Origin of the sequence: Pannonibacter sp. (genome assembly GCF_051860505.1) — a bacterium.
In the GTDB taxonomy this organism is placed as follows: Bacteria; Pseudomonadota; Alphaproteobacteria; order Rhizobiales; family Stappiaceae; genus Pannonibacter.
Map to the genome: position 1 here is coordinate 57,653 of NZ_JBHYDX010000004.1, position 12,587 is coordinate 70,239.

At 65.4% G+C, this 12,587-nt stretch carries 12 protein-coding genes; 6 read left to right on the top strand and 6 right to left on the bottom strand.

Annotation, left to right across the window (positions count from 1 at the left end):
• Positions 1–89 precede the first annotated feature (89 nt).
• Positions 90–1,148, top strand: coding sequence for a helix-turn-helix domain-containing protein (locus ACTIFE_RS04045; protein ID WP_439527886.1), 1,059 nt, complete (start codon positions 90–92; stop codon positions 1,146–1,148).
• On the opposite strand, the gene ACTIFE_RS04050 is transcribed toward ACTIFE_RS04045, so the two are convergent.
• Together ACTIFE_RS04050 and ACTIFE_RS04055 are read right to left on the bottom strand one after the other, a co-directional pair.
• Positions 1,115–1,777 carry a nucleotidyltransferase family protein gene (locus tag ACTIFE_RS04050; protein ID WP_439527887.1) on the bottom strand — a complete coding sequence of 221 codons (663 nt, stop codon included), beginning with the start codon at positions 1,775–1,777 and terminating at the stop codon, positions 1,115–1,117. The two genes, ACTIFE_RS04045 and ACTIFE_RS04050, sit on opposite strands and share 34 nt — an antisense overlap.
• A gap of 84 nt (positions 1,778–1,861) precedes the next feature.
• The gene (locus tag ACTIFE_RS04055; RefSeq protein WP_106753864.1) at positions 1,862–2,899 is read right to left on the bottom strand and encodes a M42 family metallopeptidase; all 1,038 of its coding nucleotides are present in this window, start codon (positions 2,897–2,899) and stop codon (positions 1,862–1,864) included.
• 167 nt (positions 2,900–3,066) lie between these two features.
• Here ACTIFE_RS04055 and ACTIFE_RS04060 point away from each other — a divergent pair, with 167 nt between their 5' ends.
• The 5 genes from ACTIFE_RS04060 to pheT all read left to right on the top strand — a co-directional run bounded on the left by ACTIFE_RS04060 (position 3,067) and on the right by pheT (position 7,694).
• Positions 3,067–3,309 (top strand): AbrB/MazE/SpoVT family DNA-binding domain-containing protein, encoded by a 243-nt coding sequence (locus tag ACTIFE_RS04060; protein WP_439527888.1) that lies wholly within the window; start codon positions 3,067–3,069, stop codon positions 3,307–3,309.
• A 2-nt stretch (positions 3,310–3,311) separates the two neighbouring features.
• Entirely contained in the window at positions 3,312–3,665 is a 354-nt protein-coding gene (locus ACTIFE_RS04065; RefSeq protein WP_439527889.1) for a type II toxin-antitoxin system PemK/MazF family toxin, read from the top strand.
• A gap of 168 nt (positions 3,666–3,833) precedes the next feature.
• Entirely contained in the window at positions 3,834–3,962 is a 129-nt protein-coding gene (locus ACTIFE_RS04070; protein ID WP_439527890.1) for a hypothetical protein, read from the top strand.
• Positions 3,963–4,115: 153 nt separating this feature from the next.
• Positions 4,116–5,198 (top strand): phenylalanine--tRNA ligase subunit alpha, encoded by a 1,083-nt coding sequence (gene pheS / locus ACTIFE_RS04075; protein WP_268139505.1) that lies wholly within the window; start codon positions 4,116–4,118, stop codon positions 5,196–5,198.
• Positions 5,199–5,276: 78 nt separating this feature from the next.
• Complete coding sequence (gene pheT / locus ACTIFE_RS04080; RefSeq protein ID WP_439527891.1) at positions 5,277–7,694, top strand: phenylalanine--tRNA ligase subunit beta; 2,418 nt, start codon at positions 5,277–5,279, stop codon at positions 7,692–7,694.
• 68 nt (positions 7,695–7,762) lie between these two features.
• Here pheT and ACTIFE_RS04085 read toward each other — a convergent pair whose 3' ends face one another.
• Genes ACTIFE_RS04085 through pabB form a run of 4 tightly spaced genes read right to left on the bottom strand, consistent with a single transcriptional unit; the run spans position 7,763 to position 12,215 of the window.
• A complete protein-coding gene (locus ACTIFE_RS04085) occupies positions 7,763–8,803 on the bottom strand; it encodes a succinylglutamate desuccinylase/aspartoacylase family protein (protein ID WP_439527892.1) in 1,041 nt (346 codons plus the stop codon).
• A gap of 3 nt (positions 8,804–8,806) precedes the next feature.
• Positions 8,807–9,712, bottom strand: a complete 906-nt coding sequence (gene rimK, locus ACTIFE_RS04090) for a 30S ribosomal protein S6--L-glutamate ligase (RefSeq protein WP_439527893.1) — start codon at positions 9,710–9,712, stop codon at positions 8,807–8,809.
• 57 nt (positions 9,713–9,769) lie between these two features.
• On the bottom strand, positions 9,770–10,282 hold the full coding sequence (locus ACTIFE_RS04095; protein ID WP_439527894.1) for an ATP-dependent zinc protease family protein: 513 nt from the start codon (positions 10,280–10,282) through the stop codon (positions 9,770–9,772).
• A gap of 58 nt (positions 10,283–10,340) precedes the next feature.
• Positions 10,341–12,215 carry an aminodeoxychorismate synthase component I gene (gene pabB, locus ACTIFE_RS04100; RefSeq protein ID WP_439527895.1) on the bottom strand — a complete coding sequence of 625 codons (1,875 nt, stop codon included), beginning with the start codon at positions 12,213–12,215 and terminating at the stop codon, positions 10,341–10,343.
• Positions 12,216–12,587 lie beyond the last annotated feature (372 nt).

Here is a 12,587-nt window from a genome sequence, read left to right on the forward strand (position 1 = left end):
GGTAGAGACAGGGAAACGGCCGATCCGGGACCTGCATCTGGGACCCCGCATTCGGTCGCACTTTCGCCACGCACACCCGGTTGGCCCCGATGCCGAGCTTTCCCGTCCCCGTCTTTGCCGCGGCAATCCTCGCCTGCCTGCTCCTGCGCCTTGTCTGGAGCGGGGAGGGCAGTCGCTGGCTGCGCTTGCTCATCGCCGTAACGGCGGTCCAGTCGCTGATTGCCGCCGCCGTGCAGCACTACGGGATTGTGGAGCTGCGCTTCCTTCAGCCCTTCACGGCATCCCTCATTCCGCCGCTCACTTGGCTCGCCTTCGTGCATGGTGCCTTGCGCCCGCTGGCGCCACGGGATGTGCTGGCGCAGCTTGCCGCACCGGCCTTCGTGCTCTTCTGCATCGTCTTTGCGCCGTTGACGCTCGACGCGGTCCTGCCGGCGCTCTTCACTGGCTACGGTCTGCTGATGCTTCATGCGATGCGGAACGGGGCGGACCGCCTGCCGCTGGCCCGGCTGGAATCCAGCGCGCCGTCCCTGCGCTCCTGGCGGCTGCTTGCGATCCTGCTGATCGGATCGGCGGCCAGCGACGTGCTGATCGTCGCCGATATCCTGCTCTTCGCCGGTGACCTCAAGGGCAGCATCACCAGCGTCACGTCCTCGCTGCTGCTGCTGGGCGTCGGGCTGATGGGTCTGGAGCGGGCGCAGGATGAACCGGACGCGCCGGCGTCGGGCGAAGACGCCCCAATCGATGCGGTCGAACAGGCGGACGCGGTGCATCCGAGCGAAGAGGAGCGGCAGCTGGTTGGCCGCGCGTTCGATCTTCTGACGACCTCGCGCCTTGCTGCCGATCCGGACCTGACCCTCGCCCGCCTCGCCCGCCGCCTCACGGTTCCGGCCAAGACATTGTCCGCCGCCATCAACCGGGTCGAACAGATGAACGTCAGCCAATTCGTCAACCGCTACCGGGTCGAGCTGGCCTGCCGGGCGCTGATGGCCGGGACCAGCGTCACCGAAGCCATGTTCGAGGCCGGCTTCCGCACCAAGTCCAACTTCAACCGCGAATTCCGGCGTGTCACTGGCCAGAGCCCGACCGGGTGGCAGCAGGCAAACGCGGGCCGTGCTCAGGCCTCTGCGTCGTCCCAGCCGATCACCTGAAGCTCGGGCCACAGGCCCTTCAGCCTTGCGCTCTTCTCGGCATGGGTCTTTGCATTGTCGAGCACCTTGTTTGGCACCAGCCGCATGGCAAAGAGATTGGCAAGACCGAACGGCGCGGCGATCTCGACCGCGCCCTGCTCGGTCATCCGGGCCGCAACCGCATGGGTCTTCGACGCATAAAGCGTCAGCGCTTCCGTGCTGCAGGTGAGCCTTGGATAGGCATTGCCGAAGCGCTCAGGATACCACAGATGCACCCGCGCCTGGTTGCGCGTCTCGATCAGGCCGGACAGCTCCGGCAGCGCGGCGGCAACGCTGCGGATCATCCGGTCCTCTGCGTCGTAGGACAGGTCGCCGCCATCGAAATAGGTGACGTCATAATCCTTGATGCCATGGCCAACCGGCTTGCCGGTCATCAGGTTCCAGGCGTTCTGGTAGATCCCGCCGGAGACGAGCCACGCATCGGGCAGACCCAGATCACGGATTGTCTCCAGGATCTTGAGCACCACCGGCATCGCGCCGATCAGCCGGATCAGCGCTGCCCGCCGCTCATCCTCGCTGGCCTGCGCCGGATCGCCCAGACGGAGCCGGTCGCGGCTGACATCTTCGAGGCAGGATAGACTGGCGGACATGACAAGGCTCCGGGAATCATCTGGACGCCCGGAGCCTTGCACGGCGGCACCGCCGCCGGAAGACAAGAGAGGTGAGCGAGCCGATCAGACCTGCTTCAGATAGGCCGCGATGATGTCGCGGGCGGCTTCCAGGTCTTTCTTGGCGATCATCTCGGTCACCGTGTGGATGTAGCGGGTGCCGACGACGATGCCGACCGCCCGGGCACCGGCCGCAGCCTGCTGGGCCGCCGCACCATCCTGGCCGCCAGACCGCAGCATGGTGCGCTGGTACGGGATCTTCTCGGCGATGGCGAGCGCCTCGATCTCGCTGACCAACTGGCGGTCGGCGATGAACGAGCCGTCCTTCACATGCAGGCCGAACCCTCCGCCGAGCGTCGTCGTGCGGTCCTGCTCGGGCACGCCCGGCGTGTCGCAAGCCAGCGTCACGTCGATGCCAAGGCCGATGTCCGGCTTGATCGCGTAGGACGCAGTGCGGGCGCCGCGCAGGCCCACTTCCTCCTGCGCCGTGAAGGCGACATGGATCTCGCACTCATGCTTGGCCTTGCCGAGGGCGCGGATCGCCTCGATGCCGAGCCAGCAGGCGATGCGGTTGTCGAGCGCCTTGGAAACGATGGTATCGCCCATTTCCAGCAGCGGCTCGTCCATGGTCACCATGTCGCCGATCTTGACGATCTCCTTGGCCTTCTCGCCAAGGCCCATGTCGATGACGAACTCGTCCGGCTCCGGCACCTTCTTGCGCTCGTCGGGCGAGGAAATGTGGATCGGCCGGCCGCCGGGGTTCATCACGGCCTTGAAATCCCCCTTGTCCGTCGACACCAGCACGCGGCGCGAGAACAGGTTGCGCGGGTCAAACCCGCCGACCGGATGGACGTGGACGAAGCCCTTGTCCGTCACATGCGAGACCAGGAAGCCGATCTCGTCCATGTGGCAGAGCAGCATCACCTTCTTCGGCGACTTCGACTTCTTACGCGGATCGCGCCGGCACAGGAGCGAGCCCATCGGGTCGACGGTCACCTCGTCGAACAGGCCCTTGATTTCCGTTTCGATGAGCGCCCGCACCCGGTGCTCGTGACCGGGAACGCCCGGGGTCTCACACAGCCGGCGCAACAGATCGATGTTCATGGAGGGAATGTTCCTGAAAAGTGATTTGGGAAGCACCAGATTAGGCCCGCGCTCTGCGTCGGGGAAGTCTCTTTTGCGGTCGCCGGTTGCCTTTCCGGTTGCGGAGGGGACAGCAAGAACGTATCTTCAATGTATATCCAGCGGGTTGCGCCAACGGGAGCACGGCCATGATCGCCACAGTCGCCAAATGGGGAAACAGCCTTGCGTTGCGGATCCCGACGGCCTTTGCCCGCGAAATCTCGGCGCGCGAAGGCATGCAGCTGGACATTTCGGTCGTTGACGGCACGCTGGTGCTGAAGCCTGTGGCCGATACCCAGGATTTTTCGCTCGATCAGCTGCTGGACGGCATCACGCCTGAAAGCCTGCATGACGAGATCAGCGGCGGCCCCTCCGTTGGCAATGAGGCCTGACCGTGAGCGCTAATCTGGACGCCTATTGCCCGGAGCGCTTCGACATCATCTGGATCAGCTTTGACCCGCAGCAGGGTAGGGAACAGGCCAACCGCCGGCCCGCGCTGGTTCTGTCGCCGCGTCGCTACAACACGCTGACCCGCCTCTGCGTCTTGTGCCCGATCACGTCGCAGATCAAGGGTTACCCGTTCGAGGTTGCCTTGCCCGCAGGGGCAAAGACCTCGGGAGCCGTCCTATCCGATCAAGTCAAGAGTTTCGACTGGTCGGCCCGCGCGGCCGCCTATATCGAATCCTGCCCGCAGATCGGTCCCGAGATCCAGGGCAAGATCAAGGCCCTGCTGGGCTTGAATGGGTGACCAAGGCGCGATCAACGCGAGGACGCCGCTTGACGGACTGCGGCAAGTCAACGGTCACTTTGGACATGCAGCGTGCCTTCACTAAAGGGTCCCGACGTGAATGGGCTGCCTCAGCTTGCCATTGAACCCAGGCTGCGTATACTCCCGCTCGCCTCAAAGGGATGCGCCATGACCACCGGCCTTGCCACGACTGGGAACAGCCTTGCCGCCAGCGGAATGCGGGCGAAGATCTTCGTCGTGCGCCGTCTGCGCAACCCGGCTGCCCAGGGCCCGGCGTGCGGACGATTTACCCGCTGAGGACGCTCTTAGCGCCTCTGACATTCCCGTCCGCCATCGCCTGCCTTCCTGTGGCATGCGCGCGCAATTCTGCTAAAAGACCCAACGACCTGATCGCCTGCTGCCGGATCCGCCTGCCGAGGACCCGCACATGGCCCAACGACCGAAGAGCTCATGTCTGACATCGACAGCCTTTACACCGAGATTTCGGCCGCCATCGCTGCGGCCACCAGCGAGGCAGCCCTCGAAGAGGTGCGCATCAGCGCCCTTGGCAAGAAGGGCAGCATTTCCGAGATGCTGAAGACGCTGGGCTCGATGAGCCCGGAAGAGCGCCAGACCAAGGGCGCGGCCATCAACGGCCTCAAGACCCGCGTTACCGACGAACTGGCCGCCCGCAAGGACGTGCTGAAGGAAGCCGCGCTCGAGGCGCGTCTGGCCAGCGAGCGGGTCGACGTCACCCTGCCGCTGCGTGCCGCGCCCGCCGAAATGGGCCGGATCCATCCGATCGCCCAGGTGATCGACGAGCTGACCGCGATCTTCGCCGACATGGGCTTCTCAATTGCCGAAGGTCCGGATATCGAAAGCGACGAGCTGAACTTCACCGCGCTGAATTTCCCGCTCGGCCATCCGGCGCGCGACATGCACGACACTTTCTTCTTCCATCCGGACGAAGCCGGTGAACGCCTGCTGCTGCGCACCCACACCTCGCCGGTGCAGATCCGCACCATGCGCAGCCAGCAGCCGCCGATCCGCGTCATCATTCCGGGGCGCACCTATCGCTGCGACAGCGACCAGACCCACACGCCGATGTTCCATCAGGTGGAAGGCCTCGTCATCGACAAGGGCAGCCACATGGGTCACCTGAAGTGGATTCTGGAGGAGTTCTGCAAGGCCTTCTTCGAGGTCAAGGACATCAAGATGCGCTTCCGCCCATCCTTCTTCCCCTTCACGGAACCGTCCATGGAAGTGGACATCCAGTGCGACCGCTCGGGCGCCGAAGTGAAGTTCGGCGAAGGCAACGACTGGCTCGAGATCCTCGGCTGCGGCATGGTGCATCCCAATGTCATCCGCAACTGTGGCCTCGATCCGGACGAGTACCAGGGCTTTGCCTGGGGCATGGGCATCGACCGCATCGCCATGCTGAAATACGGCATGCCGGACCTGCGCGCCTTCTTTGATGCCGATGTCCGCTGGATCAAGCACTACGGTTTCCGCCCGCTCGACCTGCCGACCCTGTTCGGCGGCCTGTCGTCCTGACCCGATCGATCCCTCCCGGCGTGCCGCGCAGGGGCTGTCAGTCCAGCCCGCGCGATGCCAAAGACACGAGATGACACGATGAAGTTCACGCTTTCCTGGCTCAAGGAGCATCTGGAGACCGACGCAACGCTCGACCAGATCGTCGAGCGCCTGACCATGATCGGTCTGGAAGTCGAAGAGGTCACCGACCGCGCCGCGCGCCTTGCCCCGTTCAAGATCGCCAGGGTCGTTTCCGCCGAACAGCACCCGAACGCGGATCGCCTGCGCGTGCTCAAGGTCGACACCGGTTCGGGCGAGCTGCTGCAGGTCGTCTGCGGTGCGCCCAACGCCCGCGCCGGCCTCGTCGGCGTGCTCGGCAAGCCGGGCGACTACGTCCCCGGCCTCGACGTCACCCTGTCCGTCGGCAAGATCCGCGATGTCGAGAGCTTCGGCATGATGTGCTCCGAACGCGAGCTAGAGCTGTCGGATGAGCACAACGGCATCATCGACCTGCCGGCCGACGCGCCGGTCGGCATGTCCTTCGCCGAATACATGGGTCTTGGCGATCCGGTGATCGAGATCGGCCTGACGCCGAACCGGCCGGACTGCACCGCCGTCTACGGCATCGCCCGGGATCTCGCTGCGGCCGGCCTTGGCAAGCTGAAGGAGCGCAAGCACCTCCAGATCCGGGGCAGCTTCCCGTGCCCGACCAAGGTCGTGCTCGACTTCGGCGACACGCCGGCCCTGTGCAAGGCCTTCGGCCTGCGCCTCGTCAAGGGCGTCAAGAACGGCCCGTCGCCGAAGTGGCTGCAGGACCGTCTGGTTGCCATCGGCCTTCGCCCGATTAACACGCTCGTCGACATCACCAACTACATGACCTTCGACCAGGGCCGCCCGCTGCACGTCTTCGACGCGGCGAAGGTGACCGGCAATCTGGTCGTCCGCCGCGGCCGCGCGGGCGAGGAGATCCAGGGCCTCAACGGCAAGGCCTACCAGGTCGACGACAGCATCTGCGTCATCGCCGATGACAAGGGGCTGGAGTCGCTCGGCGGCATCCTCGGCGGCGAGCATTCCGGCTGTGACGAGACCACCGTCGACGTGCTGATCGAATCTGCGCTCTGGGACGAGAACGGCATTGCCCGCACCGGCCGCAAGCTCGGCGTCAACACCGATGCCCGCTACCGCTTCGAGCGCGGCGTCGATCCGGACTTCATGCTGCCGGGTCTCGAGATGGCGACCCAGATGGTGCTGGACCTGTGCGGCGGCACGCCGTCGGAGGTTGTCAGCGTCGGCCAGGTGCCGGACACCTCGCGCATCATCGAGTTCCCCTACCGCGAGGTGAAGCGCCTCACCGGCCTCGACCTGGCGGTTGCCGAGATCAACCTGATCCTGAAGTCCCTCGGCTTCTGGGTCTCCGGCAGCGGCGACACTGTCCGTGTCGCGCCGCCAAGCTGGCGTCCCGACATCGAGGGCAAGGCCGATCTCGCCGAAGAGGTCGTGCGCATCGTCGGTCTCGACCGCGTCGCGCCGACGCCGCTGCCGCGCGGTGGCTCCGTTGGCGCCAAGGTGCTGACTGCCAGCCAGATCCGTCGTTCGCGTGCTCGCCGCACGCTGGCCGCGCGCGGCATGGACGAGGCGGTCACCTGGTCCTTCATCGCCAAAACCTATGCGGAAGCCTTCGGCGGCGGCGCGCCTGAGCTGGAACTCGCCAACCCGATCTCCGCCGACATGTCACAGATGCGCCCGAGCCTGCTGCCGGGCCTGATCGCCGCCGCACAGCGCAACGCCGACCGCGGCTATGCCGATGTCGCCCTGTTCGAGGTGGGGCAGGTGTTCCTCACCGCCCGCGAGGATGGCCAGCGCATGGTCGTCGCCGGCGTCCGCCGCGGCACCGCCAAGCTCTCCGGCAATGGCCGTCACTGGTCGGGCTCCGCCGGCAGCGTTGACGTGTTTGATGCCAAGGCCGATGCGGAAGCCGTTCTGGCCGCCGCCGGCGCGCCGGTCGACAAGCTGCAGGTCTTCACCGATGCGCCCGTCTGGTTCCACCCGGGCCGCTCCGGTGCCTTCAAGCTCGGTCCGAAGCAGACGCTCGCCGTCTTCGGCGAGGTGCATCCGCGCACGCTGGGGCTGATGGACGTCGCCGGTCCGCTGGTCGCCTTCGAGATCTATCTCGACGCCATCCCCGAGGCGAAGGCCAAGCCGACCCGCTCCAAGGGCGCGCTCGACATCGCCGACCTGATGCCGGTCCGCCGCGACTTCGCCTTCGTGGTCGACAAGGACCTCAGCGCCGACAAGCTTCTGAGGGCCGCCCGAGGCGCCGACAAGGCGTTGATCGCTGACGTCAACCTCTTCGACATCTACGAAGGGCAGGGCGTGGGCGAAGGCAAGAAGTCGCTCGCCATCGACGTGACGCTGCAGCCCAAGGACCGCACGCTGACCGACGAGGAAATCGACACCGTGGCAAAGAAGATCGTCGCCGCCGTCGAGAAGGCCACCGGCGGCACCCTTCGCGGCTGAGCGGTCTGATCCTGAATGCAGAAGCCCCGCGTGCGACCCACGCGGGGCTTCCTTTTCGATCGAGGCTGTCAGATGATCTCGTCTTCGTCGAAGAGGGTGTCGCGTTCGGTCGCTTCGCCGTCTTCGGCGACGACGGGTCCAGCCGGCGTCAGTCGGGCCACATGGAACAGTGCATCGCCCTGGTTGACCACGGGCAGATGTGAATGCCCGATGATTAGCCCGTCATGCGGGCTATGCAGCTCGAATTCCGTGTCACCGAACGGATCGGCCACAACCCCGAGCAATTCACCCGCCAAAGCGTGATGGCCGGACTGCCGCAAAGCGCGGAAAATGCCGCCTTCTGAAGCCCGGATCCAGAAGGACTTGCGGGAGTAGAGCGGAGCGGGAACAGGTTTCGGTCCGTTGCCGGACAACATGCCGAGCCGGTGCATGACCGAAAGAATGCCACGTTCTCCGACCCGGATTGCGTTCTCATCGAAGCGCAGCGCCTCGCCAGCTTCGTAAAGCAATACGTCGACGCCCATCGTCAACGCAGTTTCGCGCAAAGAGCCATGGCGCAGGTTCGCTTCCATCACCAGCGGGGCACCGAAGGCGTCTGCCAGTTCCCGCATCCGGCCGCTGTAGCTGGCAACGCGCAGCTGGGGCAGGTTGGTCCGGTGCAGCGCGGCCGTGTGCAGGTCGATGCCAACGTCGGAGCGCGCAACGATCTCCCGACGGAACAGATCGGCCAGTTGGGCAGCCAATGACCCGCGTTCGGAACCGGGGAACGAGCGGTTGAGATCACGCCGGTCCGGCAGATAGCGCGAATGCGAGATCAGGCCGTAGGCATTGACCACGGGAATGGCCAGCAGCGTTCCGGCGAGGCGGCTCAGCTGCGGCTTCTTGAGGATGCGGCGAATAATCTCGACGCCGAGAACCTCATCGCCATGCACGACGCCGGAGATGAACAGCACCGGCCCGGGCTTCTTGCCATGCACCACCTGCACCGGCAGCGTCATGGGCGTATGGTTCGACAGCAGGCTGAAGGGCAGGTCCACCGTGCGCCGCTCGCCGGCGGCAATCTCGAAGGGCCCGATCCGAAAGGGATCGCGCCGCACGGTGTCACGCATTCATTAGCCCTTTCCCTTGGTCTTCGTCTGCCCCATCTTGGCGTTCTTCTCGATAAATTCGATGATTTTGCCTGCGACGTCCACCCCTGTCGATTTTTCAATGCCTTCCAGGCCGGGAGACGAGTTGACTTCCATGACCACGGGGCCATGGTTGGAGCGCAGCATATCGACGCCGGCCACATTCAGCCCGAGGGCCTTGGCCGCTCGGATTGCGGTGGAGCGCTCCTCCGGCGTGATCTTGATGGCTTCTGCCGAGCCGCCCCGGTGCAGGTTCGAGCGGAATTCGCCGACCCCGCCGTTGCGGCGCATGGCAGCGATGACCTTGCCACCGACAACCAGCGCCCGGATGTCCGAGGCGCCGGCCTCCTTGATGAACTCCTGCACCAGGATGTTCACCTTGGCACCGCGAAAGGCTTCGACCACGGATTTCGCGCTGGACATCGTCTCGCCGAGGACCACCCCGATACCCTGGGTGCCTTCCACAAGCTTGATGATGGCCGGAGCGCCGCCGACCAGTTTGATGACTTCTTCCGCCTGTTTCGGGTCGTAAGCAAAGGCGGTAACGGGCAGGCCGATACCGTCGCGGGCCAGGATCTGCAGCGCCCGCAGCTTGTCGCGCGAGCGGCCGATGGCAACGGATTCGTTGAGCGGATAGACGCCCATCATCTCGAACTGGCGCAGCACGGCGAGGCCGTAATAGGTCACCGATGCGCCAATACGCGGGATTACGGCATCATATCCGGTGACGCGTTCGCCATTGTAGATCACCGAGGGCCGGTGGGACGTGATGTCCATGTAGCAGCGCAGGGTGTTGTAGATGTCGAGCGTATGGCCTCTCGCCTCGGCCGCCTCGACCAGGCGCTTGTGCGAATAGAGGCCCGGATTCCGGGCAAGCATGGCAAGGCGCATGGCAAGTCACTCTCCAGCGAGGAAGCAGCGCCAATATCCTGAAATCCATGCGGTCCGCTAGCGGGATTTTTGTGAAGGTTTTCTAACTCTTCGTCCGGCGAGGAAGCTTCTCGACGGATCAATCATGAGCCGGCTGTGCATTGCCGAGCGGCCCACAAGCATTGGAAGCTTCATGTCCGAGCGATCGGTCAGTGTCAGTTCGATCAGCCACTGTATTCCGGCAAAGGACAAAGTCGTGTGGATTGTCAGCCGCTGCTCGGCATGGCCGGACGACGATTTCACGGTTCTGAGGTCAACCAGCGGAGCCGTGTGCTTCAACAGACCGGTCGCGTCCGGTGCGTCTTCGTCGAGATCGAAAGTAACATGGGGCAATCCGCCAATCTCGATGACCCTGGCTCGGGGCACATGCAAGGCCGAGGACCTGGCTCCCGTGTCGAACTTGGCAAGCAAGCGCGGGACGCCCAGATCCGGCAAGCTGACCCATTCCTTCCAGCCGACCACCTGCTTGCCGTCAACTTCAGTCGGCGCGATGCCGTTGCGCGGAAGGATCGGATCGGTCGGCGTGGTCACGCAAAGGGCTCCAGTCTCGTTCGGACAGCCACGCCGATAGGCGCTATTGCGGCTTCGGTCAAACGGAATTGACGAGCCGCACCCGAATGAGGCCGCGCACGGAATTTCCGACATAGACAGGATCACCCGTGATCAGATCCGCCCGCGTCAGGTCCGCCTCCGCTGCAATCCGTGTCTCCAGCAAAGCCGCGCGCAACGTGCCCGGCAGCACCCCGTGGCGCAGCGCCGGCGTCAGCAGCCGTCCGTTCCTTGCCACGAACAGCGTCGTGAAACTGCCTTCGGTGAGGAAGCCATCGGTGTTCCCGAACAGTACCTCCCTGAGGCCGGGCTGCGCCGCCACCATCCGGTTGCGGGTGCCGTCGTAGATCTCGCGGTTGGTGGTCTTGTGATAGTAGAAGCGGTCGCCGGCGTCGGTCCGGACATCCGCCAGGCACACATCCCAGACCTCGCCCGGGGCAACGGCCTGCATCGGCGCATGGGTGATCTGGTGGCTGCCGTCGCTGGCCAGTTCCAGCCGTACCCGCGTCGGCCCGGCAAAGCCCGCCGCCACGTCCTGCAGCGCCGCGTCCACGGCCGCAAGATCGCAGGTGAAGCCGAAATAGGCGGCCGATCCGGCCAGCCGGTCGAGGTGCCGCTCCAGGAGCAGATAGCCCTGGTCCGGGCTCCAGCCCAGCGTCTCGATCAGCCCGAAGGCCGGAGGTTCGGCGGCGGTCAGGAACTTCAGCTTGAGCAGGCACTCGTCATACTCGGGCGCAGCCCCGGAATCGAACACCACCCCGGACCCGACGCCTGCCTCGCCCAGTCCGGTGTCGCGCAGCACCAGCGTGCGGATCGCCACGTTGAAGCGGAAGTCGCCCGCCGGCGTCACATGGCCGATGGAGCCCGTATAGATCCCGCGCGGCCCGGTCTCCTCGGCCTTGATGATCTGCATCGCCGACAGTTTCGGCGCTCCGGTGATCGAGCCGCAGGGGAACAGGTTGGCGATGATCTCGCCAAGGCCAACGCCGTCCTCCAGCTCGCCTTCGACGCCCGTCACCATCTGGTGCAGGCTCCTGTAGCGCTCGACCGCAAACACGTCATGCACGCTCACCGAGCCGGGCTTGCAGACGCGCGACAGGTCGTTGCGCATCAGGTCGGCGATCATCACATTCTCGGCCCGCTGCTTCGGGTCACCGGCAAGCGCGGAGGCGATCGCCGCGTCCTCGCTGGCGTCGCGCCCGCGCGGCGCGGTGCCCTTCATCGGCCGGGTGCGCAGCCGCTGGCCTTCCCGCTCCAGGAACAGCTCCGGCGAAAGCGACAGGATCGCCCGGTCCTCCAACTGCAGGAACGCCCCATGCGCCACCGGCTGGCGCCGGATCAGCCGCGCAAATTGTGCCGCCGCCGGGCCTTCGTGGCGAAAGCGGGCCCGCATGGTCAGGTTGGCCTGATAGATATCCCCCACCGCCAGATGGTGCTGCACAGCCGCGAAGGCCCGGGCATAGCGGGCCCGGTCCATGTCGTAGCTGAAACTGTCGATCGTAGCCTCCAGCTGACCGCTCGCCTGCCGCAACACCTCGTTCAGGGCCTCAAGTGACAGGATCTCGGGGGCGTCATAGGCCCCGAACCAGGCCAGCGGCTCATCGTCGGCCTGCCAGCTGGCCGCCAGCTTCGGCTCGAAGGCAAAGCCGAACTCATAGGCAAGGAACCCGGCCAGATGCGCGCCCGTAGCCCGCTCAGCCTCCAGCCTGGCCAGAAAGGCTTGTGCCTCGTCGAGCGCATGGCAGGTCAGCACCCGCTTCGGCTGCCGGAACACGCGCGCGCGCCGCTCGGTTAGGGCGTCGACAAGAATAACCGTGCCCGGGCCGAGGAGGGACGCAGGCGCAGAGGCGGGATCGGTCATGGAAAGCGTATCGGCCAAGGCAATCGCATCATCTGCTGTGGGTTGGGTCGACATGGGGCGCAACCGCGGCTCGCCAAGGGTTCCCCGCTGTTTACACCGCTCTCGCCCCACGTCAACGCCTCTTCCCGGCAGCCAATGGCCGGTTTGCGGCTGTGTCCCTCAGTGTCACCCCGGGCGGAGCGAAGCGCAGATCCGGGGCCTACTCGCTCGCAGAGCTTGAGTCGGGATCCCGGCGAAACGGAATGCCAACCCTCTTTCGACCGCTCTGCAAATGAGTAGCCCCCGGCTCTCGCGTTGCTCGGCCGGGGTGACACGGAGCAAGGTGCGGACACGTCAGGAGGCGTTGAACGTAAAGCAACAAGCCGCCGCAGTTCCCGGCGGCGGCTTGTTCTTTTGGGCTGCGATGGGGCGCAGGTGCAACAAGCC